The sequence below is a fragment of the Caballeronia sp. LZ034LL genome, from assembly GCF_031451215.1.
In the GTDB taxonomy this organism is placed as follows: Bacteria; Pseudomonadota; Gammaproteobacteria; order Burkholderiales; family Burkholderiaceae; genus Caballeronia.
The window spans coordinates 793631-819135 of the sequence record NZ_JARUXR010000001.1 but is presented as its reverse complement, the minus strand read 5'-3'; the positions used below and the strand labels follow the sequence as shown (position 1 = coordinate 819135).

At 61.7% G+C, this 25505-nt stretch carries 27 protein-coding genes; 12 read left to right on the top strand and 15 right to left on the bottom strand.

Annotation, left to right across the window (positions count from 1 at the left end; genetic code table 11):
• Nucleotides 1-9: 9 nt before the first annotated feature.
• Nucleotides 10-240, bottom strand: coding sequence for a hypothetical protein (locus QCE83_RS03800; protein ID WP_309807710.1), 231 nt, complete (start codon nucleotides 238-240; stop codon nucleotides 10-12).
• 195 nt (nucleotides 241-435) lie between these two features.
• Complete coding sequence (locus tag QCE83_RS03795) at nucleotides 436-1191, bottom strand: hypothetical protein (protein WP_309807709.1); 756 nt, start codon at nucleotides 1189-1191, stop codon at nucleotides 436-438.
• 751 nt (nucleotides 1192-1942) lie between these two features.
• Here QCE83_RS03795 and QCE83_RS03790 point away from each other — a divergent pair.
• Nucleotides 1943-3067, top strand: coding sequence for an ImmA/IrrE family metallo-endopeptidase (locus QCE83_RS03790; RefSeq protein WP_309807708.1), 1125 nt, complete (start codon nucleotides 1943-1945; stop codon nucleotides 3065-3067).
• Between the two features lie 8 nt (nucleotides 3068-3075).
• The gene (locus tag QCE83_RS03785; protein ID WP_309807707.1) at nucleotides 3076-3561 is read left to right on the top strand and encodes a hypothetical protein; all 486 of its coding nucleotides are present in this window, start codon (nucleotides 3076-3078) and stop codon (nucleotides 3559-3561) included.
• A gap of 203 nt (nucleotides 3562-3764) precedes the next feature.
• Here the strand turns inward: QCE83_RS03785 and QCE83_RS03780 are convergent, their stop codons facing one another.
• Together QCE83_RS03780 and QCE83_RS03775 are read right to left on the bottom strand one after the other, a co-directional pair.
• Entirely contained in the window at nucleotides 3765-4862 is a 1098-nt protein-coding gene (locus QCE83_RS03780; protein ID WP_309807706.1) for a hypothetical protein, read from the bottom strand.
• The gene (locus tag QCE83_RS03775) at nucleotides 4862-6148 is read right to left on the bottom strand and encodes a hypothetical protein (protein ID WP_309807703.1); all 1287 of its coding nucleotides are present in this window, start codon (nucleotides 6146-6148) and stop codon (nucleotides 4862-4864) included. Before QCE83_RS03775 ends, QCE83_RS03780 begins: the two co-directional genes overlap by 1 nt.
• Before the next feature lie 876 nt (nucleotides 6149-7024).
• On the opposite strand from QCE83_RS03775, the gene QCE83_RS03770 reads away from it, so the two are divergent.
• Entirely contained in the window at nucleotides 7025-7348 is a 324-nt protein-coding gene (locus tag QCE83_RS03770) for a hypothetical protein (protein ID WP_309807702.1), read from the top strand.
• Between the two features lie 21 nt (nucleotides 7349-7369).
• Here QCE83_RS03770 and QCE83_RS03765 read toward each other — a convergent pair whose 3' ends face one another.
• Complete coding sequence (locus QCE83_RS03765; protein ID WP_309811443.1) at nucleotides 7370-9262, bottom strand: TIM barrel protein; 1893 nt, start codon at nucleotides 9260-9262, stop codon at nucleotides 7370-7372.
• A 281-nt stretch (nucleotides 9263-9543) separates the two neighbouring features.
• On the opposite strand from QCE83_RS03765, the gene QCE83_RS03760 reads away from it, so the two are divergent.
• On the top strand, nucleotides 9544-10401 hold the full coding sequence (locus QCE83_RS03760) for a shikimate dehydrogenase (protein WP_309807700.1): 858 nt from the start codon (nucleotides 9544-9546) through the stop codon (nucleotides 10399-10401).
• A 76-nt stretch (nucleotides 10402-10477) separates the two neighbouring features.
• Here QCE83_RS03760 and QCE83_RS03755 read toward each other — a convergent pair whose 3' ends face one another.
• Nucleotides 10478-11158 (bottom strand): TetR/AcrR family transcriptional regulator, encoded by a 681-nt coding sequence (locus QCE83_RS03755; protein ID WP_309807699.1) that lies wholly within the window; start codon nucleotides 11156-11158, stop codon nucleotides 10478-10480.
• Nucleotides 11159-11293: 135 nt separating this feature from the next.
• On the opposite strand from QCE83_RS03755, the gene QCE83_RS03750 reads away from it, so the two are divergent.
• Nucleotides 11294-11704 (top strand): hypothetical protein, encoded by a 411-nt coding sequence (locus tag QCE83_RS03750; protein WP_309807697.1) that lies wholly within the window; start codon nucleotides 11294-11296, stop codon nucleotides 11702-11704.
• 15 nt (nucleotides 11705-11719) lie between these two features.
• Here the strand turns inward: QCE83_RS03750 and QCE83_RS03745 are convergent, their stop codons facing one another.
• A complete protein-coding gene (locus QCE83_RS03745; RefSeq protein WP_309807696.1) occupies nucleotides 11720-13207 on the bottom strand; it encodes a sensor domain-containing diguanylate cyclase in 1488 nt (495 codons plus the stop codon).
• 383 nt (nucleotides 13208-13590) lie between these two features.
• On the opposite strand from QCE83_RS03745, the gene QCE83_RS03740 reads away from it, so the two are divergent.
• The 5 genes from QCE83_RS03740 (at nucleotide 13591) to QCE83_RS03720 (ending at nucleotide 17392) form a co-directional block, all read left to right on the top strand.
• The gene (locus QCE83_RS03740; RefSeq protein WP_309807695.1) at nucleotides 13591-14094 is read left to right on the top strand and encodes a YbhB/YbcL family Raf kinase inhibitor-like protein; all 504 of its coding nucleotides are present in this window, start codon (nucleotides 13591-13593) and stop codon (nucleotides 14092-14094) included.
• A 130-nt stretch (nucleotides 14095-14224) separates the two neighbouring features.
• Complete coding sequence (locus QCE83_RS03735) at nucleotides 14225-15592, top strand: MFS transporter (RefSeq protein WP_309807693.1); 1368 nt, start codon at nucleotides 14225-14227, stop codon at nucleotides 15590-15592.
• 112 nt (nucleotides 15593-15704) lie between these two features.
• Nucleotides 15705-16256, top strand: a complete 552-nt coding sequence (locus tag QCE83_RS03730) for a type 1 glutamine amidotransferase domain-containing protein (RefSeq protein ID WP_309807692.1) — start codon at nucleotides 15705-15707, stop codon at nucleotides 16254-16256.
• 220 nt (nucleotides 16257-16476) lie between these two features.
• Nucleotides 16477-16764, top strand: coding sequence for a DUF1488 domain-containing protein (locus tag QCE83_RS03725; protein WP_309807691.1), 288 nt, complete (start codon nucleotides 16477-16479; stop codon nucleotides 16762-16764).
• 55 nt (nucleotides 16765-16819) lie between these two features.
• The gene (locus QCE83_RS03720) at nucleotides 16820-17392 is read left to right on the top strand and encodes a glycine zipper domain-containing protein (protein ID WP_309807690.1); all 573 of its coding nucleotides are present in this window, start codon (nucleotides 16820-16822) and stop codon (nucleotides 17390-17392) included.
• A gap of 72 nt (nucleotides 17393-17464) precedes the next feature.
• Here the strand turns inward: QCE83_RS03720 and QCE83_RS03715 are convergent, their stop codons facing one another.
• A complete protein-coding gene (locus QCE83_RS03715) occupies nucleotides 17465-17722 on the bottom strand; it encodes a hypothetical protein (RefSeq protein WP_309807688.1) in 258 nt (85 codons plus the stop codon).
• A 201-nt stretch (nucleotides 17723-17923) separates the two neighbouring features.
• Here QCE83_RS03715 and QCE83_RS03710 point away from each other — a divergent pair, with 201 nt between their 5' ends.
• Nucleotides 17924-18376 (top strand): PA2169 family four-helix-bundle protein, encoded by a 453-nt coding sequence (locus QCE83_RS03710; protein ID WP_309807687.1) that lies wholly within the window; start codon nucleotides 17924-17926, stop codon nucleotides 18374-18376.
• Between the two features lie 73 nt (nucleotides 18377-18449).
• On the opposite strand, the gene QCE83_RS03705 is transcribed toward QCE83_RS03710, so the two are convergent.
• Together QCE83_RS03705 and QCE83_RS03700 are read right to left on the bottom strand one after the other, a co-directional pair.
• The gene (locus QCE83_RS03705; protein WP_309807685.1) at nucleotides 18450-18671 is read right to left on the bottom strand and encodes a hypothetical protein; all 222 of its coding nucleotides are present in this window, start codon (nucleotides 18669-18671) and stop codon (nucleotides 18450-18452) included.
• 320 nt (nucleotides 18672-18991) lie between these two features.
• Entirely contained in the window at nucleotides 18992-19342 is a 351-nt protein-coding gene (locus QCE83_RS03700; RefSeq protein ID WP_309807684.1) for a BON domain-containing protein, read from the bottom strand.
• Between the two features lie 455 nt (nucleotides 19343-19797).
• Between QCE83_RS03700 and QCE83_RS03695 the strand changes: the two genes are divergently transcribed.
• Nucleotides 19798-21285, top strand: coding sequence for an RNA polymerase factor sigma-54 (locus QCE83_RS03695; RefSeq protein ID WP_309807683.1), 1488 nt, complete (start codon nucleotides 19798-19800; stop codon nucleotides 21283-21285).
• 176 nt (nucleotides 21286-21461) lie between these two features.
• Here the strand turns inward: QCE83_RS03695 and QCE83_RS03690 are convergent, their stop codons facing one another.
• The 5 genes from QCE83_RS03690 to QCE83_RS03670 all read right to left on the bottom strand — a co-directional run bounded on the left by QCE83_RS03690 (nucleotide 21462) and on the right by QCE83_RS03670 (nucleotide 25355).
• The gene (locus QCE83_RS03690) at nucleotides 21462-22379 is read right to left on the bottom strand and encodes a YihY/virulence factor BrkB family protein (protein ID WP_309807682.1); all 918 of its coding nucleotides are present in this window, start codon (nucleotides 22377-22379) and stop codon (nucleotides 21462-21464) included.
• 140 nt (nucleotides 22380-22519) lie between these two features.
• Nucleotides 22520-22864: a chemotaxis protein gene (locus QCE83_RS03685; RefSeq protein WP_309807681.1), complete on the bottom strand. Its 345-nt coding sequence runs from the start codon at nucleotides 22862-22864 to the stop codon at nucleotides 22520-22522.
• 136 nt (nucleotides 22865-23000) lie between these two features.
• On the bottom strand, nucleotides 23001-24470 hold the full coding sequence (gene otsA, locus QCE83_RS03680) for an alpha,alpha-trehalose-phosphate synthase (UDP-forming) (protein WP_309807679.1): 1470 nt from the start codon (nucleotides 24468-24470) through the stop codon (nucleotides 23001-23003).
• Nucleotides 24471-24662: 192 nt separating this feature from the next.
• On the bottom strand, nucleotides 24663-24899 hold the full coding sequence (locus QCE83_RS03675; RefSeq protein WP_309811440.1) for a hypothetical protein: 237 nt from the start codon (nucleotides 24897-24899) through the stop codon (nucleotides 24663-24665).
• Between the two features lie 237 nt (nucleotides 24900-25136).
• The gene (locus QCE83_RS03670; protein ID WP_309807678.1) at nucleotides 25137-25355 is read right to left on the bottom strand and encodes a hypothetical protein; all 219 of its coding nucleotides are present in this window, start codon (nucleotides 25353-25355) and stop codon (nucleotides 25137-25139) included.
• Nucleotides 25356-25505: the final 150 nt, after the last annotated feature.

Here is a 25505-nt window from a genome sequence, read left to right as displayed (position 1 = left end):
CAGCAACGATCATGCTTGTATTGACGGCACTCCGTTCGCGGCGAATTCGTAAGCTGGCACAAGCCTGACGTCGGCGCCAGGCCGGATTCGCTCAGCTAGCCACAATGCCTGTGAGAACCCAACCAGGATTACGGTGAAAATTCCTCGAGTTTGGCGGAATTCGATTTGATAAACGTTTTGAAACATCGGGCGCACCAGCACTTCGCGGACGTCAGTGCCTTCAGCGGTAAGCGTTTTCATGAGCGCGTTCGCGGAGTTGACCGGCTTATTTTAGACCCTATAAACCGGATTAACGGCCTGAGCGGGCAAGGTGGCCGGCCAGGCTGATGTACGCCTCCCTGCTGGCCTGCCTTCAGCACGACGCAGACTTTAACCTACCCTGATTTCGGGTTCCTGCTTACTAATTCGATCGTCCTTCGGCGTTCAGGCCAGTTGTCAACTGATCGCGACCTCAACCAAGTAAGCGGGCACGACCTTCTCTTTCGTCTGAGTGCCCGAAGTAACTTTCGATACCAGAATGTCGGAGATATATTTTTCGCGCACACGAGTTAGCCGTGCTCCGCTAGCGAAGACCACTTCCTTCTCGTTTCCGTGATCGCCTTCCCGGCTGTAGACGTAGGCCTTGGTCTTGGGTTGCGTCACGCAAACCACCATAAGGTCCACCCGGCCAGCGTCATAGGCCTTCCCCCTCCATTCAGCATTTCTCAAAGCCACTTGCGGGCAAAACGACGTGGAGAACGGACGCGACGTGATGAGAGTGGGGGTGTCGCTGGCCCAGCGGCCGCCGTGGAACAACAGCTGGCCCTCTACTATCTCGACGCCATGAGCTCTAATGGCCACATCCGCCATTGCCCAGTCGTGATCCGAGAATTCACCTTGGTATGAACTAAGGGCTTCAGGCACATTCTGCGGCATCGAATCGAGCAGGTAACAATATTCGGCGCTTGCGTCGAGTGCCCGGTCGATATGGCCCTCCAAGCCATTGTCAACTCGCAGGCGTAGCATGCGGGTGGCGGCTTCGGTGTGCGTCGATACGGTTTCAATAAGCTTGTCGTTTACCTGCAAAGCTTCAATCAAGGACAAGCCCTTGTTCCTGGCGAGATCCAATGCCTCCTCAGTGGTCGTATCGCGTTTGGACCAATCTTCGTACGGCGTCGCGAATACGTTCACGACGCCTGCTTTCGTTCGCATGTGTGCTCCCCGCTTCTCTCGAAAATGAATGAATTGCTCGGGCGCAATTATAAGTAGCCGACGCCCTTCGCTAACTGCGGCCGCGCGAGCGCCTGGATCACGCCCAGTCATGGTTTCAACATCAGGCGACGTCGGTTTGGCTCTCCGCCGCAGCAGATCGAGCGCAGGACCGGCGAACTCACCGATCGGAAAGCCGTCGCTCAGCAGTGACCACTCCTGGCCGACCGCTGACCTTTGCATTGAAGTAGCTGTGAGCGCAGCGGCCCCGGTGAATCAGGTAGGTCCCGCGCCTTTGAGCTCGGTTACCTCAGTGGAGCTCTGATAAGCCCATTTTTAGGAGCGACCACGCCTGCGCCCGAGGTGTGCCCGTACACGATCTTGTGAAAGCGTTTTGAAGGGAAAGTCGAGAGGACAGTCGCGTTAACCCTGCTGGGCCAGATTGCGTCAAGCAGAGGCCATTCAGGCGAGCGTTCACCCGCGCGGCCTCTTGATGTCCGTAGTCAGGACTGACGCGAATATCACAACGCTCCACCCTGACCACCTCGACTGCACACCCGCGGCGCAAGGAACGGTACAGCGAATGAGAAGCAAATCAGCGGCCGGACTGAAACAGTGCGAACCTATTCGCCATTTCGCCCTGCCACCCGGTATAAAGTGCATCGTCCTCCCATCGGAGCGGATCGACCTACGATTAGCCGAGACAGAGTAAAAGTTTGCGATTTGGTGCAAGTTTGGGTATCATCGCAAACAAATGGAATCCACTCAGTTTCGCACTCCCGGCCAGCTCATAGAAGCGTTGCTTACTGAACGCGGATGGAACAATCGCGTATTAGCCGCTGTGCTTGAAGTAGAGGAAACCGGCGTAAGCAAGTTGATTTCTAGTAAGAAGGCGGTCACACCAGAGGTCGCCATCTCGCTGGAAGAAGTTTTCGGCTTACCTGCAGAACGGTTTCTGGAGCTTCAGCGCAATCTTGATTTGGCTAAGGCACGAATTGTCACAATTCCTAATCCAGTGCGTGCCGAACGCGCTCAGGTATTCGCTGAGTTGCCTGTGGCCGAGTTAATCAAACGGCAGTGGATCAGGGCAGACGACATACGCGACTTGGATGCTGTGGATCAGGCGCTGTACGCATTCTTTGACGGCCAAAATCCAAGTCAGATCGCGCGCACGCCTCACGCTGCTAAGAAAACGTCCGCAGGCGAACAGGCGTCAGCAGCGCAACTAGCCTGGCTGTATCGTGTCCGGCATATAGCCAAGGAGCTGCTGGTGCCTAGGTATCGCGAGGCCACCGCGCGTGCCATGCTGCCCAAGCTTCAGGCTTTGCTGAGCGCTCCGGAAGAGGCGCGACACGTGCCTCGTTTTCTCAACGAATGCGGCATTCGATTTGTCGTGGTAGAGGCGCTTAAGTCGTCGAAGATTGATGGAGTTTGTCTCTGGCTCGACGAGCAGTCACCTGTGATCGGAATGACAATGCGGTTTGATCGCATGGATAACTTTTGGTTCGTGCTGCGGCACGAGCTCGAACACGTCTTGTTGGGCCACGGCAAGACGGAACCGTCGCTTGATGTCGATCTAAATGGGGATGTCATTGACGAAGAAGAGAAGTTAGCTAATACGGCGGCTTCAGAGTTCTGCGCGCCCAAGGCACGCATCGATAGTTTTATCAAGCGGAAAGCACCTATTTTTCCTGAGCGCGACTTTCTAGGTCTTGCAAAGGTACTCGGCGTACACCCGGCCCTCGTCGCGGGACAGATTCAATTCAAAACGGGCAGGTATGACCTCTTTCGTCCTCATCTTGCAAAGATCCGCGATCGCGTTTTGCCCAGTGCGGTTGTAGATGGATGGGGTGACGTTGCACCGGTGGGCGTGAGTTGAGGAACGGCATGACGAAGAATGAGCGGTTGCTAGCGCTGATACATCGGTACAAGCAAGAGACCGGAGAAAAGGCTGTTGACATGGAGCAGATCGCCGACTGGGCGATACGCCAAGGAGCCACACTTCCAAAGCCAAAGACCGCGCGCGAGCTATTCGCCGCTCAGTTGGCCGACGCAGCACGCGCCGAATATCGTGTCGATCCCAGGACAGGGTTGTCTTATCGCGCAAACCACGCGCTGCGCAAGAGGGATCGTGATGGCCGACAAATGGTACTGTGGGTTGACATGGAGGATGCGACTCGCTCGCAAATGCTTTGGTCTCTCACCGACCGCCGGCAACAAATGGTCGGGGACGCGGTGCATCTGAAAATTGATGAAATGATCTGGAATAGCAAACATCCCGAAGAAGAACCTATTCAACAGGAGATGGATTTTACTTACGACGTAGAGGAGCGCTTAAATTCGCCAGGCTATGGCACCGGAGAAGCTGCGTGAGTTTAAGATAACCCCTATCGAGACATGCTTGAGAAGACGGGTTGTACATGAGCATCACGCGCCAAATCCTGCCATCTGCAATGGTTCTTCTGGGCCGAGCCCACGTTCGAGTATCACTTCGGCGAGAGCTCGGAGTGCTCAAGCATCCCCATTTTCTCTCCTTAGGCTCCGTCTGATTTAGCGGAGCGCGAGGCGGTCCGAATTTATGGCGCTATCGCGCTGACTTCAGGGATCGTTTTCGCAAAACGGATTCCGCACTCCCTAGTCATCATTGACAAGCCGGCGAAATAATTGATTAGTACAAGAGAAAACTGATGAATGCGATTGTTTGCCTTGAGCCGCCGCGACAGTTCAAGATCTTGCTTCGCAGCATTGGTAGCTATCTCTCTGAAAGCAAGCTCTTTCATCGGCAAGCAAGCGGCACTGAGAGAGAACGGAGCGTCAAGATAGGCTCGCATCAACTCTTTGAATTCCTCCCAGTTCGGAAGATCAAAGCTTGGCAAATCATCCATGCCTTTTGCCGCCTTGAGCGAGGCCGTAAGCCTCTGACGCAGTTCGTACCCTTCCTTGCCACCCCAAATGTAATAACGCAGCATTTTTTCGTACTGCGCTGAGTTCGCATTGGCATCGAAAACATAGTGAAGGGCACATGCCATCTCGCTAAGGAACACAAGAGCTTGGCTTAGCATCATGCCAAAAATGGCACGGTGGACAGGCTTCGATGGATCAATTTCGCCCCCCGCCCGCTTGAACTTCGCAAGCAGACTCCGAAATCCTGCTGCTGGGTTATTTTCAAGGGCAGCGTCGGAAATTAAATAATTGACCAGCTCCTCCAACCGCGGATTCGACTTGCGCGCTTCGAAAACTCTTTCCCAAGCCTCCATACTTTCAAGGTAGGAGGAGTCTGCGAAGTAGTCTTTAGATGCAGATGCCGCGAATTGGTCGAAGAGAGGTTCGGAGAAAAGGCGGACGCCTAATGTTCCCGCCGCAAGACGATGACCTTCCGGCGCAGCTTTATTCAGGATCACGAAAGCATCGTCTGCATCGACGAACTGCTTCAATCCCGCTGCCCAAAGCGCTCTGCTAATACCGCTTACTTTCGCCAGCGTCTTGCAGTCAAAGATGATGCGTTGCGATCGATTAGCGTCACAAGCCTTTATGCCAAGAACGTCCACGTCTGTGATGTCCGAAACTACGTCGGAGACATCAGCGTCATAGCGCACAAGGGCTTCAAGATATGGAACAACGCCCATTGCTACGCAATATCGGATAGCTTTTTGTTTTTGTCCGCTGTCTTTCATTATCGCAAGTCCAACAACAGCTGTTCTACTTCGGCCTTCGCCGCCTCATCCAACTCAGGGCGTCTGATCGCCCGGAATTGCGCTGCACCGACAATTGAATGCATATAGGCCTCATCCTTCTGCAGTGCGATCCGAGCGTCATCCGAGTAGCCTGCTTCGAATGCCGCACTGCCCGAAAAGAGGGCAATAGCTCCGTCGACCGCCTGAATATTTTCGGGAGTGTCGATCAGAGAAAGCCTGTATCGGTTGCCTGACACCTTGTCGAGTCGACCGACAGAAAGAGATACTAGATTTTGGTATTGAAAAGCCGCTTCCGAAGTTGCTCCAATCTGCTTCTCGTCCCGCAACTTCCTCAAAAGTGCAGTCGGATACTTGATAGGATAAACGTTCGGTAGGAGTTGCCCCTTCCGCACGGCAGCTGCCAAAGCCATGGAACGTTCAAAGATCATGCGGTTGGCGCCATCTAGTCTCACCTTGCCGGGCTTCGGTGTGAAAATGAAGTGCTCCAGCGCTCCCGTTGTGCCATTCTTGATAGTGGGTGGCTTAAGGATGCCGTCAGCAACGAGACTCTGAAGCAAAGCCAGTTCAGTCGGATCAAGCTTCGTCCCGTGCACTTCCCCAGTTTTCAGAATGACAGAAAGCGGCCACCCTTGCGTTGCTTTGATGAGGCCAAGAATTTTCTCTATCTTCTTCGCACTACCGGCCGCTGCGAGATTTGCCAGTGCATCTAGGTTATCGGCAAAGTAGGTAGGGCTCACGAGGATGTCGTGCCCACGGGCGCGTTTTGGTACTACAAGTCCGCCAGCCTGAGTAATCGATTCGGCACGCGAGAATGCTCTCGTATCCGCGCCGAGTCGCGAAAACAGTGCATCACGCTTTTCGGCCTTTTGGGAGAGCTCATTCAGGATGGCGACCGAGAGTTGCTCGTGCTCCGTTAGAGCAATCGTCCCCACATAATCGCCAAGACCTTCATACACAGTTTTGAAGTGCGGAACCATCGGAATGACTTTCTTGATGGTTTTCCCTTCGGTCACTAGATTGACGTGCCGAACCTCCTCCATCACGGAGAGGACTTGCGGCAAAACCATTGCTGGAATGTCGAAATAATAGTCAGCGACCGGCTTCATCACTACATAGTCGATCTCGCCTAGCCCCCGGATATGAAGCGCCAATGAGGCAGCCATGCCAATGATCGGCAGCTGCTCAAATTCCGGAACGCTATGCCTCGCCAAGCCAGTTTGGATGTCATGGGCAAATTCCGCAGTCGCTTGATTCTTTGTTGTCATGCGTCCCCTTTGTTTTTGTCGGCTTGGATAACGTGAATGATAAGATAGATTTCGCACTGTATGAACTATCTGACAGCGCGCCCGCCGTGCGAATTCAGATTGCTCGCAGCGGCCGAACAACCGTAACCAAAGTCCATACTGCGCTGATGGTGGATGAGGCGATTCGCATTAGGATTCAATCGGCCGCATCAAATACACGATTGGTCAGTTCGCGACGACGGGCGTCTGCATCGCGACATGACAAGTTCTCCATACGCTGGACGATCCCTGTATTCCGTCCTTCGCCACCTCACGTAGCAATTCGTGGGGGCAATCGGGCGATTTAGATTCAACAGTGAAATCGTCACCACCCTCAGCATCCGCGACGGTTTAATGACATGCGGAGCAATTGCACGGATCAATCGAGGCAGCCAATCGCCAGAAACTAACAGCTACGCAGGAAGAACGCTTCTCAGAGTGTAGCTCTATCGGCGTCAGGCAGCGAATTTGCCTGTCGTTGAGCGTGTGGAATCAAGAAGCCAACGAAAGCGCGACCTCAAATTTGCGCTTTGGCCTTAGCGGGGTCCGTTTCGGAACGCCTTAATTTGCCCCTCGCCGTCCGCGGCGCGGGAGAAGCGCTGCTACAAATTTGCTACAGCAAGGGGAAAGAGCCTTTTCCGGTAACGCGCAGAGCTTTCATTCCACCCCGTGAACTACGGGGAGCGGACCGCCGCGCGCCGAGGGCATCGGCGAGCGAGCGCAGAGTATAGCAAACGCGATTGGCGGTCATCGGGCGCACTGCGGGAAAAATCCGGCGGCAACCCAGGATGCGAAATATTCTGATGAATTCGGGTTTACACCCATCAAGAAACGCCGGACCGCGCCGCCATCGCGTTAATGGACCCCATTCCCGATTCCAAGCCGCAGGGCGCGTTTTCGGCGTTGCTGGCAGACCAAGACCTTACGCACCTCGAAAAGGTGTTGCGGCGCTCATTGTCGTGCGATCTCGGCGGTCCATTGCTGCCGCCCGCTTACTGGCGCGAGCGGCTCGCATCGATCACGCGTCAGTCGCATCTTTCCCATACCCAGATCCAAACTGTGCATCGGCTGTATCTGCACATTGATGCCTTCGAGGCCAACCTCCGCAAGCGTGAAAGCGAGCGCGTCGCCGAAGCCGACGCGTCCGCCCTCGCTGCCGGCGCCAAGCCGCGCAGCGCCTGAGCGCGCTCTGCTTATCCCCGCCTAACCCGCCTTGCGCGCCCGTTGCTGCTGCGCATGCGCCGCGAGCCGCACCGCCGCGTTGGCCGCACCATACCCGTCGTAGCCGCCGCGCCGCTCGATCACTTCCAGGAAGAAGCGCTGGTCGAGTTGCTCCGTGTAGGCATGAAAGAACTCGCCGCCACGTTCGTCGCGATCGTAGAGGATGTTGTGCTCGCGCATCGTCTCGATCTGCTCGTCGGGCAAGCCGAAGCGCGCCACCAGATCGTCGTAGTAGTTGCGCGGAATGCGCAGGAACTTGACGCCGTCCGCCTCCAGACGGGGAATCGCGTCGAAGATGTCGGGCGTGCTGAAGGCCACGTGATTCAGGCCCGAGCCGCGATACGCCGAGAGCGATTCCGATACCGCCGTATAGCGGTCCACCGACGCATTCAACGCAATACGCACCGAGCCGTCGCGGCTGCGCACGGCCCGGCTGCGCACCAGGCCGTACGGATCGGGCACGAGCACGGCCGCTTCCGTCTCGAAGCCGAATGCGCTGCGGAAGAACAGCACCCAGGTGTCGAGCGCGTCGGCGGGCAGCGACAGGCACACATGATCGATACGCGACAACGGTCCCACTTCGTATGGACCGTCGATGTCGGTGAGTACGAAGTCCGATTCCCAGAGCGTCGGGCCGCCGGGCGCTTCGTCGACGAAGTAGTCGAGGCTGCCATCGGGCGACTGCACGCCCGGCACATGCCGTTCGTTCGGCCCGATACGCCCCGAAAACGGCTTCGATCCATAGGCGGCGGCGCGTTCGAACGCGAGCCGGGCATCGTCGACATGAAACGCCGACGCGCACAGCGACAGCCCATGCTGCTGGAAGAACGCACTGGCGAACGAATCGGCCTCGGCGTTGAGCACGATCGAACCCGCGCCGTGCCGGTACAGCTGCACGTCCTTCGAGCGATGCTGGCCCGCAAGCCTGAAACCAAGCCTGCCGAGCCATTGCGCGAGGTGCTCGCGCGTCGCCTGATCCACGGCGAATTCCAGAAACTGGAAGCCGATGTGTTCCGGCGGCGCGGGCGGATCGAACAGTTCCGGCGGCGCCTTCTCGCCCATCAGCGCGCGCGTCTGCTCCTCGAGGAAGCGCAGCGAGCGATAGCCGTCCGCCGCCGTGATCGCGGTGGGCGCGGCGCGGAAGCCATCGTTGAAGATTTCCAGCGACAGCGGGCCCGTGTAGCCCGCCTCGAGCACGCGCGCCGTGAAGCCCGCGACATCGAATGCGCCCTGCCCCGGGAAACAGCGATAGTGGCGGCTCCATTCGAGCACGTCCATGGCCAGGACGGGCGCATCGGCTATCTGCACGAACGCAATGCGCTCGCCGGGAATCGACGCGATCTCGTCCACCGAGTCGCCAATGGACAGCGTATGGAACGTGTCGAGCGCGAGTCCGAGGCTCGGGACGTTCACGGCATCGACGAGCCGCCACGCGTGCTTGTACGAATTCACGTGCCGGCCCCACGCCAGCGCCTCATACGCGACGACCACGCCCGCTTCCTCCGCGAGACGCGCCAGCACGCCAAGCTGATCGACGATGAGTGCATCGTCGCGAATCATGTCGGGTGACACATTGGAACACGCCAGCATGCGATCCGTGCCGAGTTCATGCATCAGCTCGAACTTGCGTTTCGCGCGCTCGGCATTGCGCGCGAGACGCTCCGCGCTCACGCCCTCGAAATCACGGAAAGGCTGGAACAGATAGATGGCGAGGCCCAGGTCTTCGCACATGCGGCGCACGTCGGCGGGCGTGCCGTCGAAGTAGAGAAGATCGTTCTCGAAGATCTCGACGCCGTCGAAACCGGCCGCCTTGATGGCCTGCAGTTTCTCGGCGAGCGTGCCGCTGATGGAAACCGTCGCGATGGATGTCCGGATTGAACGCAGCATCGCTGCCTCCTTAATGCATTCGGTGGATGCGGAATGGACTGGGCGCGTCTCGTGTCAGTGTAGGCCGTTCGCGCTGGAGACGAAGAAGCGCCAGGCGCAATCCATGTCAGTCTGCGGCATGATAGCAAACTAACTAGACCGTACAAATACGTGGAAACACCAAACGACACGTTTCCCGTGGCAGTTCACACTGCGCCGTACCCGATTTCGCACTGCAGCATCGAATCCTCGCGCAGTGCCACCGTGTCACACCTTGCAGGAGCGCATGCATGACTCAGAAGACTTCGTATCTCATCGGCCTGATCGGCTCGGGCATCGGCGGCTCGCTGACGCCCGCGATGCACGAACAGGAAGGCCGCACGCTCGGCCTCAACTATGTGTACCGGCGTATCGATCTGCAGGCGCTGCAACTCGAACCCGCTGCCCTTCCGGACTTGCTCGTCGCGGCCGAACGCATGGGCTATGACGGCCTGAACATCACGTATCCGTGCAAGCAAGCCGTGATCCCCCTGCTCGACGAACTTCATCCCGACGCCCGCGCGCTGGGCGCGGTCAATACGGTGGTGCTGAAGGACGGCCGGCGCATCGGTTACAACACGGACGGATCGGGCTTTGCGCGCGCGTTCCAGCGGGGTTTGCCGGGCGCGCCGCTCGAACGCGTCGTGCAGCTCGGCGCCGGCGGCGCGGGTGCGGCCGTCGCACACGCGGCCCTGGCGATGGGTGCGCGCACGCTGACGCTGTTCGACTCCGATGCCACCCGCGCCGCTGCCCTCGCGGCCGACCTCGGCGCGCGTTTTCCGGACCGTACGGTCACGAGCGGTGGCGATCTGCGCGAGACGCTGGGCGCCGCGAGCGGGCTCATCCACGCGACGCCGACCGGCATGGCCAAGCTGCCCGGCCTGCCGTTGCCGGCGGACTATCTGCACAAGGAACTGTGGGTCGCGGAGATCGTGTACTTCCCGCTCGAAACCGAGCTGTTGAAGGCGGCGCGCGCGCTCGGCTGCCGCACGGTCAGCGGCGGCGGCATGGCGGTGTGTCAGGCCGTCGATGCGCTGCGCATCTTCACCGGCCGCGAGCCGGATGCCGAACGCATGTTCACGCACTTCCAGAGTCTGCTGGAAAGCTGAACGTTCATCCGGAAGCAAAAACGGCGGCCTCGCGAGAAGACCGCCGTCTGGCGTTGCAACGTTGCGTGCGTTGAGGTCAGTCGTCGCGCCGCATGAAACACAGCACCGCATCGACGATCATCTCGCGATGCCGCGCCCGCGAACGCACGCCCGACGGATCGCGTCCGAACGCGGCGCTCCACGTATGGCGATTGCCCACGCGGTGAAAGCAGAACGAGCTGATCATCAGATGCAGGTCGATGGGATCGACGTCGCCACGGAACTTGCCCGCCGCCACGCCGCGCGCGATCAGATCCTCGATGGTTTTCACGACGCTCGAATTGCGCGCCTTGAAGGTCTTTGACTGCTCGATGTACTTGGCCGAGTGAATGTTTTCGATCGTCACGAGCCGCACGAAATCGCGATGCTTGTCGTGATAGTCGAAGGTAAAGCCGACGAATTCCCGCAGCGCTTCTTCCGGTTCCATCTCCGCGAGCTGCAGTTCCTGCTCGAGCGCCCGGATGTCGCCGTAGACCTGCTCCAGCACCGCTTCATACAACCCTTCCTTGCTGCCGAAGTAGTAGTACAGCATGCGCTTGGTGGTGTTGGTGCGTTCCGCGATGGCGTCCACGCGTGCGCCGGTGAGGCCCATCGCCGAGAACTCCTGCGTGGCGATGTCGAGAATGTTCCGCTTGGTCTCCTCAGGGTCGTACTTGCGCCGTCCTTCTGCTGTGGTCGACGAGGGCGCAGTACTGGCGGCCTTGCTTCCTTTTTTCATTTTTCTGTCTGAGAACGGCATGGAAAATCGATTCTAGCACGGGCTATATAGGCGTCCTTGCCTTGCGGGCCCATCCATTCCGGGTGCTTCGCCTATAATTTTCTTCCCCGCATGCAATCAAGAAAATCATTACGCATGAAGCACTCTAAAACGCTGGCAGCGTGCGCGCTGGCCGCATGCAGCCTGATGGGAAGCACGCATCTTTTCGCCCAGACCGCCCTTCCGCCGGGTCATCCCGATGCCAAGCAACTGATGGCCGCCGAAGGCGTCATGACCAGCGCGAGTCTCGCGCGCGGAGCCGCCGACGTCTGTCATATCGATGCCGCGAAAATCGCGCGCTTCAAGGACGTGGTTCACACCAGCTACCCCGATGCACCCGACTTCGACGGCGAATGGAAACTCGGGCTGGCTCAGGCGCAGGCCACCGTCGATCGTTTCGCGCGGCTCAAGGCGAGTCAGCCCGCGGAATACAAGAAGGAGATTGGCGAGGCGTGTCCGGCGCTCGCGCGGGGCATCGACGAAGTCACGGCCCAGCCGCCGCAGTAAGCAGCGGGACGGCGTTCAGTCGTCCCTGCGCTGGCTTTCCTCGTAGTGCGCGCGCTTTTCCGTGTACATGACGGCATCCGCGCGCTGCAGCATCGATTCGAGCCGTTCGCCGTCCTGGGCGGTGGCGGCGCCCATCGCGAACGACAGCGGCATGCCCGAATAGAACTGGTTGTTCACTTCGAGCAACTGCCGGATGCTGTCGATCACCGCTTCGCCGCCGCGTTCGTCGGTGCCGGGCAGCAGCACCATGAATTCGTCACCGCCGATGCGCGCCGCCTGAAACGGCTTCTCCACCGCCTTGCCGAGCACTTCGCCCGCGCGCCGCAGCAGCGCATCGCCGGCGGCGTGGCCGAGCTGATCGTTCACCGCCTTCAGGCCGTTGACATCGATCGCGATGGCCGTCACCGGGAACGGCCCCTTGCGTTCGAGCCGGTTGATTTCATCGACATAGAACGAGCGGTTCTTGAGCTTCGTCAGCACGTCGTGCTTGCCGAGGAATTCGAGGTAAGCCTCGGCCTTCTTGCGCGCGGTGATGTCCGTCAGCGCGACGAGCACCAGGTCCCAGCGCGCCTCGTGCCCCGGAAACACCGAGAACTGCAGATGCACATGGACTTCGTTGCCTTCCAGCGAATAGTTGACCACCTCGCGCTGATGGAAGAGCTTGTGTTCCCATAGCTCGACCAGTTGCTCCTGGAAGTGCGCATGCATGTCGTCGCGAAACACCTCGGGCAGGCGCGACAGCAGCGTCGCCTTGTCGGGTGCGGCGAACATGCGCAGCGTGTGCTGGTTCACGTCGAGGACGTGGATCTCCTGCATGCAGCGCTCGACGAACTCCGGATGCACGTTGGTGAAGGTGCGGAAATCGACGATGCCGCGCTCGCGCACGTCGTCCAGCAACGCCTTCACCGAGCTGAAATCCTCTACCCACAGCGACACCGGCGAATGCTCGAACAAACCGCGCGCATAGAGTTCGCTGGCGGCGGCGCTGCGCCGCATCGCTTCGAGTTCGGTGATGTCCTCGATCGTCACGAGCACGCGGCTCCACGTGTCCTCGTGTCCCGGCAGGACGACTGCCTTGAGCAGCACATCGAGACGCTTGCCGTCGAGCGTGTAGTTGACCGTCTGGCTCACGAAGCGCGCCTTGCCGGACCAGAGCTGCTCCAGTTCGTCGACGTGCGTCTTCAGCATGTCGTCGCGGAACACGCGGTCGAGGTTCTGCACCAGATGATCGGCGTCCTTCGCCTGGAACAGGGACAGCGTGCGCTGATTGACCTTCACCACCCGGATGCGCGATGAGCATTCGGCCACGCGTTGGGGTTCGTCGGCGAGAAACGCGCGCAGGTCCGTGACGCCCGCCGCCCGCCAGCGCTCGAACTGATCGCGCACCGCACTGAAGTCTTCGAGCCAGAGTGATACCGGGGCGAGGTCGAACATGTCGGCATCGTCCTCCGGCACGCTCGCCGGCGTGAATTGACCGGCAGCGCGGCGCGGGTCGTTTGGCATGGGGGTCCTTTCGGCTTGCGCCGGCTCTCGGTCATGGCTGATGCATGCGGCTGATGTATGCGGCTGATGTATGCGGCTGATGCATGCGGCCGATGCATGCGGGATCACTCCCGAATCATCTCATTATTGTAGCGCGCCATATTTTGCACGAGCCCGACCGCGCTCCGCATTGAAGGAGGCGCCGATGTGTATCGGGGGCAGATGCTAAACTCGATTGACAGGCATGGACCCCGGGCGTCGCGTCCCGCGCAGGTCTTCGGGCACGTTTGCTGCACTCCCCGCAGGTCAACGGCACGCCGCCTGCCCCGCGCGCAACAACGCGGCACGACACACGGCGCGATGCCGCCTTCATCGACACGCAACCACCAGGAGGCACGACTCTCATGGCTGACTTCCGTATCTGGTCGGATGAATTTCCGGCGAATGGCTTCATGGCGCGCGCCCACGAATTCGACCAGCAGGCCTTCGGCGGCGCGGGTGAGAATGTTTCCCCGGCGCTTCAGTGGGACGCCCCGCCCGCCGAGACGCGCAGCCTCGCGCTCACCGTCTACGATCCGGATGCGCCGACCGGCAGCGGCTTCTGGCACTGGATCGTCGTCAACATTCCGCCCGACACCCGCTCCCTGCCGCGCAACGCCGGCAAGGCCGACGGCAGCCTGCTGCCCGCCGGCGCGCTGCAACTGCGCAACGACTACGGCACCGTGGGTTTCGGCGGCGCGGCGCCGCCGCGCGGCGACAAGCCGCATCGCTACATCTTCCGCCTCCACGCGCTGTCCGCGGAAAGCCTGCCGCTCGACGTCAATGCCACCAATGCCGTGGCGCGTTTCATGACGCATCTGAACGAAATCGATTCGGCGACCTACACCGGCCTGTACGAACTGAAGTAGCCGTGACCGGGGCGCGGCCTTCAAGGTCCACGAAGTCCGCGAAGTCCGCGTCCCGCCTTGCAGCGCCCGTGCACAAGCAATTTGAAAACGGCGTGTCATACAATGCGCCGCCGCCACTCCCTGCCCATCGATGGACTCCGATCAAGGTCTGCCGCTCCCCCAACGTTACTGGGCCATTCTCGTCGTTGCGCTGGGCGTCACGCTCGCGGTGCTCGACGGCGCCATCGCCAACGTCGCGCTGCCGACCATCGCGCGCAATCTGAACGCGTCGCCCGCCGATTCCATCTGGGTCGTCAACGCCTACCAGCTGGCCATCACGATCTCGCTGCTGCCGCTCGCCTCGCTCGGCGACCGCATCGGCTACCGGCACGTGTATGTCGGCGGACTGGCGCTGTTCACGGTGTCGTCGCTGGCCTGCGCGCTGTCCGGCTCGCTCGTCGGGCTGACCGCCGCGCGCATCGTGCAGGGCTTCGGCGCGGCCGGCATCATGAGCGTCAACACGGCGCTGGTGCGCATGATCTATCCGCACAAGCAGCTCGGGCGCGGCGTCGCGATCAACACGACCGTCGTGGCCGTGTCCTCGGTCGTCGGCCCGACCGTCGCCTCGGGCGTGCTCGCGGTCGCCACCTGGCCGTGGCTGTTCGCGATCAACGTGCCGATCGGCCTCGCCGCCTTCGCCATCGGCATCCGCGCGCTGCCGCGCACGCCGGGGCATCGCCAGCCCTACGACTTCATCAGCGCGATCATGAATGCGCTGTTTTTTGGCCTCGCGATCGTCGCGGTGGACGGCTTCGGGCATGGCGCGCACCGGCCGTGGGTCATCGCCGAGCTGGCGGCAGTGGTGGTGATCGGCTACTTCTTCGTCAGGCGGCAACTGACCCGCAGTCAGCCGCTCCTGCCGATCGACCTGCTGCGCATTCCGGTGTTCGCGTTGTCGATCGGCACCTCGGTCTGTTCCTTCTGCGCGCAGATGCTGGCCTTCGTGTCGCTGCCGTTCCTGCTGCAGGACACCTTCGGCATGAGCCAGGTCGAAACGGGGTTCCTGATGACGCCCTGGCCGCTCGTCATCGTGTTCGTCGCGCCGCTCTCGGGCATTCTCGCGGACCGTTATTCGGCAGGCTTGCTCGGCGGCATCGGACTCGCGATCCTGTCGCTCGGACTGGTCGCGCTCGCCACGCTCGGCGCGCATCCGGACGCGTTCGACATCGCGTGGCGCATGGCCGTCTGCGGCCTCGGCTTCGGGCTGTTCCAGTCGCCCAACAATCGCCAGATCATCTCCGCGGCGCCGCGTCATCGCAGCGGCGGCGCGAGCGGCATGCTCGGCACCGCCCGCCTCACCGGCCAGACCCTCGGCGCGGCGCTCGTCGCGCTGTGCTTCGGCATTGCTTCCAAAAACGGCCCCACGCTCGCGCTCGGCCTCGGCGCGGCATTCGCCGCCGTGGCCGCCGTCGTCAGCCTGCTGCGGCTAACCAGCGGACAGCGCGTCGAGACCGCCTGAGGGACGCGCCCGCACGTCTCGTCTCCCGCCCTTTGGGCACACCCCTTGCTGAACTTCGGGCATGGATTCCGCACACGCGGATCACCCGGAAATCGCTAAAAGGAGTGTGTTCATGGCCTCATCGCTCAACGGTTGCAAGGTTGCCATTCTCGCCGTCGACGGCTTCGAGCAGGCAGAGCTCGTCGAGCCGCAACGCGCGCTCAAGGAAGCCGGCGCGCAGGTGCACGTCATCTCGCAGAAGGCTGGCCAAATCCAGGGGTTCAAGCATGTCGACAAGGGCGACAAGTTCGACGTCGATGTCACGCTCGATGCCGCCAACGCCGGCGATTACGACGCTGTGGTATTGCCGGGCGGCGTGGTCAACGGCGACGCCATCCGGCTGGACGCGAAGGCGCAGAGCTTCGTCAAGGAAGCCGACCGCGCGAAGAAGCCGATCGCGGTGATCTGCCACGGCGGCTGGCTGCCGATTTCGGCGGGCATCGTCGCGGGCCGCACGATGACCAGCTGGCCGAGCCTGCAGGACGACGTGCGCAACGCGGGCGGCACGTGGGTCGATCAGGAAGTGCAGGTGGACGGCAATCTCATCACGAGCCGCAAGCCGGACGATCTGCCCGCTTTCAACCGTGCGCTGATCGATGCGCTCGGCAAGTCGCGCGCGGCCTGAGGCGGACGCCTCGTCACGAAGTCATGGCGATGTCGAATCCATTCAGCCGTTACGACCGCATGCATGCGCAAGGGCGCGGCCTTTGCCTTCCGGCAAGCGCCGCGGAAAATCCCCGCGGCGGTGCTTTCGGCACGGCCTATATTGGAAATGCGGCGTCATGATCCTCGCTCACGACACGCGGCGCGTCGCCCACCCTCGTCCCGCTTATGAGGACTCGACCATGCACATCACTTTCGCAGACGAATCCCCTGTTTATGACGGCGACGATCTCGCTATCCACTTCGCTGCACTCGTCGATGGCGAGCCGGTCATCTGTTCGATCTCCGCCGAGGCGCTCGAAGACCACTTCGGCGCGCCCTCACCGCGCGAAGACGATTTACGCGCCGCTTTCGCAAACGGTGAGGCTCGCATCCGCGCGGTCTGCGCCGAAGCGCTAGATGACAACGGCGGCCAGCCCGTCGTGCTGAGAAGCGGGCTGTTCCGCGTCGCGGGCCTGGAACCGGAATGATCCGGACCGGCATGCCGCGCGTCGAACCCATTCACCCAGTCGATAAGGAGGGAACATGTCCCTGATCATTGCGGGCCGATTTCAAACTTTCCCCGCGGCCGAGGCGGCGGCGCAGCGCCTCTTCCAGAACGGTTTCGTCGAAGAGGACGTGACGCTGTTCTTCGTCAATCCGAGCGGGCAACACGCGCGTCATCCGATCGGCGGCGACGTCGGCACCGATGCCGGTGCGAGCGCCGCGCCCAAGGGCGCCGGCAAGGGCGTGACGATCGGCGCGGTGGCGGGCGCGGTGGTCGGCGCGGCGATCTTCGCCGTGTTCCATGCGCCGCTGCTGGTGTCCGTGATCGCGGCGGGCGTGGGCGCCTATGTGGGGTCGCTGGTCGGCGCGATGTCGCATACGCGCAAGCCGAAGGGTCCCGCGCACGCGGAGGAGCCGATGCGTCATGCCGGCGTGGTGGTCGCCGTGCATGTTTCTCCCGAAACCCAGGGCCAGGCCGCCGATATGCTGCGCGCGGCCGGCGGCATGGATATCGAACGGGCGTCGGGACGCTGGAAGCAAGGCCGCTGGAGCGATTTCGACCCGCTGAAGCCTCCGCATCCGGTGGGCGAATTCGCGGAGACGCGTGCCTGAGGCAGCGCCCTGCTTCTCATGCAGAAACGCCCGCGAACGCGGGCGTTTCTGTGTTTGCGTTATCGCTGCTCGTCAAACCCAGAGTCCGACCGGATGTGTAGGACGCACATGCGCGCGGATGCTGCAATCGGCGGCCTGCATGCGTGGTGCGTCCGTCTCCGTCTGCGCCGACGAAGGTTCGCAGATCGGCGCGGCCTGCGACGGTTGAACGTGTGCCGCAGTCTCTTGAGCGGCGTTGACGTGCTGTCGCACTTGCACGGTGACCGCCGAGGCGACGATAGCCACGAGTACGAGCGACTCGCGCTTCGCGAGCCGATGCAAAAAATTCATATTGTTTTCTCCGATTGCCGTCGTGCGCGACTCTCCGATGGGAGTCGCGCTTGTTGTGGCTCGGAGTCAGCAAGGTGTGTGCCGACTTTCCTCCGGACGGCACGCCTTGCGGGCACGCCGCATGCGCTATGTATCGGCGAGCCGCATCTCGCAGGAAGGCCGCGGCGCAGCAAGGTCTCAATTCAATAACGGAGGACTCTCATGAGCACGAACGTCGTATCGGTACTCAACGATCTGGTCGAAACTTCGAAGGATGGTGAGAAGGGCTTCCTCAAGGCTGCCGAGGACACGCGCGATCCCAGTCTCAAGCTGCTGTTCCAGAATCGCGCGCAGAAATGCGCCGAAGGCGCGCGCGAACTGCAGGACGTGGTCCAGCGGCTCGGCGGCACGCCGGAAACCGGCGGCTCCGTGGCCGGCGCGTTGCACCGTGGATGGGTGGATGTGAAGTCGGCCGTAAGCGGCCACAGCGACCATGCAATCCTCGCCGAATGCGAGCGTGGAGAAGATGCCGCAAAGAAGAATTATCGCGAGGCGCTGGACAAGGATCTGCCTGCCGATGTCCGCGCGATCGTTGAGCGTCAGTATCAAGGCGTGCTGGAGAATCATGACCGCATTCGCGACTTGCGCGATCAGTATGCGGCTGCGAAGTCCTGATGAGTATTCAGGTTCGCTGATGAAAAACGGCCGCTTGCGCGGCCGTTTTTCTTCGCGATCAGGGAAACGCAGCTTACTGCGGCTGACCCTTGTCGTTGGTGCCCAGCGACGACGCCGCTGCGGCTGCCGAAGCGCCCTTCAGCTTGTGCGCCTTGTCCTGCTGATGCAGATAGGTGCCCTTCGACTTCTTCGCGTGCGAGCCGGTTGCCGCCGCATCCGAAGCAGCCTGCGCGAAGGCGCCCGTGGAGAACGCCAGTGCCAGCGCGCCGATCAATGCCATCTTTTTCGTCTTCATGAAGAGCTCCTTTTGTCGGAGTATCGGACCGGCGCTGTTCTGCACGCTCGTCAACCGCCTGTGTAAGTAACGTCCTGAACGGCCGTACTTCGTTTTTAGATTTCGAAGTGCTGCGAGGTAATGCGCACTGCTGAAGCGGAATCATGTTGCGACTGCGGCGCCGGACCCGTTGCGACACGAATCACGACGCCCTCATGCGAGAACCCGCGCCCGATCCGGCCGTCCGCCTTCCGGCGAACCATCGGACCCTGCGCGGGTTCCTTGCTGCTGGCACTCAACCGCGGCCCGCCGTGGCGAAGCCGGGCATACGCACTATGCCATTACTTGGCCGCAATTTTAAGATGGTTCTTCACCGATGCAACACCGGACACGTTCGAGACGACTTCCTCGGCAGCGGTCTTGTCTTCCGCCGACGGCACCGTACCCGTCAGCGACACCACGCCCGAACGGGTCTTCACATGGATGTGCGTCGACTTGACGTTCTTGGCGCCGAGCAGTTCGGCCTTGACTTTGGTCGTGACCGCGCTGTCATCGACCTTCTGGCCCATCGTCGTGCCGGAACCGGTGGTGGACGATGCCGGCGTCACGGTTGCGTTCTGGGCGCTGGCGTTCAGCGCGAACACCACACAAGCGATACCACCGGCAGCCTTCAGGATTTGAGTCGTCTTCATGGCAATACTCCCATTTTGTCGATTTTGGTCTGGCGCACCGACTCGCTGCTTATGGCGAGGGGCCGCGCTCTTGGATTTACGTCGCGCCGTAGCACGCGAAACGTGACATCCCTCTCGCAACTTGCGTGCCGAAGCCTTGTTTCCAAGGTCCGAAAATCGTCTCGCGACACGTGATCCTTATGAAGAATCAAAGGCTTGTTGCGGCTGCGAAAGCCTCTCCCGGCGCTTCCGGCGGTCATGCCGGCGAGGCCGTGCGAATCGGCGAAACGCGCGGCGCTTTTGTCTGAGTGCGTGTAAAAAAGTGCGTGAATGTGGCCTCGGCCACGCATCGAATAATCGATGCCGGCGCAAAAAAGCCAGTAGCGGCACGAGCTTAACGATTCCTGGCACGGCCTGTGCTTTATAGAGTCACACATCAGCCCGTCACGTTTAGAACAATCGAGGATCAGCACGCAATGCCGCCCATACTCGAACTCCGCGCGAAGCAAAGTCTCGCGCTTACACCGCGTCTCCAGCAGTCCGTTCGCCTTTTGCAGTTGTCGTCGCTCGAGTTCCAGCAGGAACTGCGCAACGCGCTCGACACCAACCCGTTTCTCGAGTACGACGAAACGCAGACCGAAGACAATGCGCTCGGCGCCGACAACGGCAGCTCGATGAGCGATTCGACGCTCTCCCCCACCACCGACAGCGCAAGCGAAGTACCCAGCAGCACCGAGTCGTCGAGCGAAGGCGAATCCAGCATGGATTCGGGCAGCCGCGACGACTCGATGAACGAATTTTCCTCGGACCCGTTTGGACGCAGCGCGTCGCGCAACAACGGCGACGGCGAAGGCTCCGACCCCGCCGACTGGGTCCGCATCGAACCGTCGCTGCACGAAACCCTGCACGATTCGCTCCGGCTGTATCAGCTGAACGAGCGCGACCGCGCCATTGCCCAGCTCATCATCGAAGCCCTGGATGACGACGGTTATCTGCGCCAGGAACTGAGCGATCTCGCCAATGTGGTCGAGATCGAACCGGCGCTCGGCGAAGACGAACTCACGATCGCCCTCAAGCTGGTGCAGTCGCTCGACAAGCCTGGCGTGGGTGCACGCAATCTGTCCGAATGCCTGACCCTGCAGCTCGAAGCGCTCGACGAAGAGACGCCGGGCCGCGCGGTGGCGCTCGAGATCGTCGCGCACCACCTCGAACGTCTCGCACGACGCGAGCAAGCCGAGCTGCAAAAGAAGATCGGCTGCAGCGCCGATGAACTCCGCATCGCCTGTGCGCTCGTCCGCCGTCTCGATCCGAAGCCGGGCGAGAACTACGGCCAGAGCGAAGACAACTACGTCGTGCCGGATGTGATCGTGCGTCAGGTCAAGAAGCAGTGGCTCGTGACGATCAACCCCGCCGTGTTGCCGCGCGCGCGCATTCACCGCATGTATGCCGAACTGTTCGCGCAATCGGCCGGCGCCAGCCGTTCGCCGCTCGCGCAGCAGTTGCAGGAAGCACGCTGGCTGATTCGCAACGCCCAGCAACGCTTCACGACCATCCAGCGCGTGGCGGAATGCATCGTGTCGCATCAGAAGGCATTCTTCGACTATGGCGAAATCGCGCTGAAGCCGCTGGTGCTGCGCGATGTCGCCGATGAACTCGGCCTGCACGAGTCGACCATCTCGCGCGCCACGGGCAACAAGTACATGTCCACGCCGCGCGGCATTTTCGAGTTCAAGCACTTCTTCCCGCGCGAGCTGTCGACGGAAAGCGGCGGCACCTGCTCGGCCGCGGCCGTGCGCGCATTGCTGAAGGAAATGATCTCGCAGGAGAACACGCGCGATCCGCTGTCCGATGTCAGTCTCGCGAAGATGCTGGCAGACCAGGGCGTGATCGTGGCGCGCCGCACGGTGGCGAAGTATCGACATCTGATGAAGGTGCCGCCCGCCGAACTTCGCCGCCAGGCGTGATGTGCTTCGTCCGCGCATATAAGCAACGCGCGCGGACGCACTGATTGTCACGCTCCCAAGCGCTCGGCGACGACCCGGTCAAGCGAGGCGCCTGAGCGACAGGGAGCGTAGCCGACAGGCCGTCCGTTCGCGGACGGCCTTTTTTTGTCATCGCACGGTGGTTCAGCGCCGGTCGTTCAGCGCCAGCCGGAAGCCCGGTGCGTGCGCTTGCGCGCCGCCGTGGCCGCGAGTTCGGCGCCCAGCAGGAACACCGCCGCCGAGTAATACAGCCACATCAGGATGATCGCCAGCGACCCGGCCGCGCCGAACATGTTCGCCGTGCCGGCATGCGCGAGATAGAACGCGAACAGCCGCTTGCCGCCCTCGAACAGCAGGGCCGCTGCGGCCGCGCCCAGTGCGGCGTCACGCCAGAGCATGCGGGTCGTCGGCAGGAATTTCAGCAGCACGGTGAAGGCTAGCATCAGCACGGACAGCGAGATCGCCCGCTGGCTGAGCCCCGACAGCACGATGAATGGACTGCCGTCGCCCAGCACCCAATGCCCGAGAATCTCGACGAGCGCATCCAGCACCAGCAGCGCCGCGACGAGCAGCCCCGCGCCGATCACGAGCCCGAAGGACATCAGCCGCACGCGCAGCAGCGAGACGATGCTCTCGCGCGCGCTGACCGCAGGCGTCGGCCAGATGACGTTCAGCGCGCTGTGCAAGGTCGAAAAGGTCGCCGACGCCCCGACCAGCACGCCCGCGAGCGACAGCAGTGCCGTGCTGCGTGCGATATCCGCATGCCACGCGTTCGCGACGATCGCCTCCAGCGCGTGCGCCGCGTCGGCGCCGACCACACCGCTGATTTCATCGAACAGACGTCCCTGCACGGCCTCGGCGCCGAAGAAGACGCTCGCGACCGCGATCACGATGACCAATGTCGGCGCGATCGAGAACGCCGCGAAGAAGGCGATCGACGCGGAGAACATCAGGCAGTGGTCCTGAACCCATTGCGAGACCGGGTCGACCAGCCATGACAGCCAGCCGACCCGCGACGTGCGGCCGGCGGCGACGGTGGGAGCTTGCGGAGTGGTCGGGCGAAGATTCTGGTCCATCGACAGGGAAGCGGAGCGCGGCGAAAGGTGCCAGCGCTGATGTTAGCCCGGCCGGACGATGCGCACAGCGGGGGCGCAAATGAAAAGCGGCACGTTCCGGGTGGAACATGCCGCTTGCCCTCATGCACGCCTGAATGCAGTCAGGGGCGTTCCGCGTCCGGATCGGCTTCGTCCTCGGCGATGCCGCGCGTCTCGTCTTCCACTTCGTCAGGCAGGATGTCGCCGTCCGGCGTCAGATGATTGTCGCCATCCGCGGACGCCGCTTCACCGGTGCCATAGCGGTCGGTGTCGCTGTTCAACTCGGCTTCGGACTGGCCGAGCGCGTGGGCATCGAGTTCGTCTTCGATCTCGCCCGGATAGCGCTTCTCGCCCTGCACGTCCGAGCCGCTGTCCGATGAATCGCTGGGACCGAGCGCACCCGTGCCGTGTCCCTTGCCGTATTCCGCGCCGTCGTCTTCCGGCGGGTTCAATGTGCTTCCACTCATCGTGACCTCCATGGTCGGTTCCTGTTCGTGTTCCATGGAGATCCGCAAAAGCCGTTCCGCGCGTCCATGAAAAAACCCCGCGCTTCTTGCGAAACACGGGGTTGCGTGCGACACGGTTGCAGCAAGGCTCCAGGCTTCAGGCCTTCGCCGCCGCCGAAGGCTTTGCGGCGGAGCCGGCAGCGGACGTCGCATTCTGCTTGACCGTCTTGACGGTCTTCTCCGTCACGGAGGCCGCGTTGGCCACGCTGCGCAGGTCCGACAGGAACGAGTCGCGCCAGACCGACAGGTTGTTCTCCCGCAGCGGCGCCATCATGTCGGCGTGGCGCGCCTGACGTTCGGCGAGCGGCATCGACAGAGCACGCTCCAGCGCTTCCGACATCTGCGACAGATCGAACGGATTGACGACCAGCGCGCCCGGCAACTGATCCGCCGCGCCCGCGAACTGCGACAGCACCAGCGCGCCCGGATCCGCCGGATCCTGCGACGCGACATATTCCTTCGCGACCAGGTTCATGCCGTCGCGCAACGGCGTCACATAGCCGACCTGGGAGAGGCGGAACAACGCCATCAGCAGATTGCGTTCGTACTTGCGGTTCAGGTACTGGATGGGCGTCCAGTCGAGTTGCGCAAAGCGACCGTTGATGCGGCCCGCCTCGCCTTCCAGGTTCTGGCGAATGCGCTGATAGGTCTGCACGTCGGAGCGGGTCGGCGGCGCGATCTGCACCAGCGACACGCGGCCATGCCAGCCCGGCGCGTTCAGCAGCAGGCGCTCGAAGGCCTGGAAGCGTTCCACCAGACCCTTCGAATAATCGAGCCGGTCCACGCTCATGATGAGCTTGCGGCCGCGCATGCTGTCGCGCAGGCTGTTCACCTGCTTGCGGTTGGCGAATTGCTCGGCGGACTTGGCGATTGCATCCGGATAGATGCCGATCGGATAGGCGCCGACCTTCATCATCCGTCCGTACGCCTGCAGCATGCCGTCGTCGCTGTAGTGACCGCGCCCGGTGCGCTCGATGTAATCGATGAACGACTGCTTGTCGTTGTCGGTCTGGAAACCGACGACGTCGTACTGGCACATTGCCGCCATCAGTTCCTCGTGCGGCGGAATGGTGCGCATCACTTCCGGCACCGGAAACGGAATGTGCAGGAAAAAGCCGATCGGATTGGCCACGCCCAGCTTGCGCAGTTCCTGCGCGAATGGAAGCATGTGGTAGTCATGCACCCAGATGATGTCGTCGGGCTTCAGCATCGTCTTCAGCTTGGACGCGAGGCTCGCATTGACGCGCATGTAGCCGGCAAATTCCTCGCGGTCGAAGCGCGACAGGTCATTGCGATAGTGGAACGTCGGCCACAGCGTGGCGTTCGAGAAGCCACGGTAGTACTGGTCATAGTCACGGCGCGTGAGCCCGACGGTCGCGTAGGTCACCTTGCCGCCCTTCTCGACCACCGGCGCCGCCGCTTCTCCGACGATCTCGCCACTCCAGCCGAACCACACGCCCCCTGTCTCCTTGAGCGCATCCAGCACGCCGATAGCGAGGCCGCCCGCGCTGGGCTTGCCTTCCTGAATCGGGGCGACGCGATTCGATACCACGATCAATCTGCTCATTACAGCTTCACCTCTCAGTTGTCGTTGCATGCTCGAATTGGCGATCGATAAAGGTGCAAAAACTGTGCCTTTTTGTTGCTAATGGTGAATAAATATTTGTACGCAGATGTTACGGACGAACAAAAACACGCGGCGACGGCGCGCCGCGTAGAAATTTTTGTTCGTGGAACGCGCGGGCCGGCTCGCCTGGGATCACGAATCCTGCTCGGATCCGAGGTCGCGTTGATAGTCTATTCCCTCGCGCCGGACGCCACCCTGATTGTGCTCGCCATCGGGCGGAACGCCAGGCGCGGCGCGGTTCTGGCTGGCGGGATCGTGCTCGGTTGCGGACGCCGGGCCGGCTTGCGTGCCGGCTGCCTTGGCGGCTTCGGCGCGCGCTTCGCGCTTGGATGAATGACGCGCGGAGCGTCGAAGTGCGGGATGCCTCATGATGCCTCCAGAGTAGAAGGCCGTCGCGATAGGACCTCGGCGGCGTCGGACCGATGCGCCCTTGGAGGAGCGCAGCTTCAGAAAAAACGACCGGCGAAACAGCGGATCGCCGGCCATTATTGCGTCTTTGCTTGTAATCCCTACGTACGGGATGGAAACTTATTCAAACCGTGCACGAAGTCTGGGCATGGTCCAACGTCGGCGGTCCTGCGAACTGTCCGACCGCCTTTCAACCTCTCAATACACGTGCGGCGTTTCATTCGGCCCGGGCGGCGGGTCGCCGATCGGCTGCGACGGCGGCTCGGGCGGCTCGCGCGTCGGATCCGGATTGGTGTCGGGCGGCATCGGAGTCGGGGGCGGCTGATCGGGCGGCGTCACCGGCGGATCCGGCGGCTGCGGCGTCTGCGCCTCGATACCCGCAGCGTGGAAGACGTGAGTTGCATCGCTCTGTGACATGACGGGCTCCTTGCGGTCTTGTGATCGTACTTTCCCTATCCAGGCGCCGACGCCACTGCGCAGCGCGCGGATGTCAATCAGAAGACAGCAAGGGCCATGCCCTTCGAGATCCTGCTTTCACGCACTCCAGTGACTCATTATCGGCGTAGA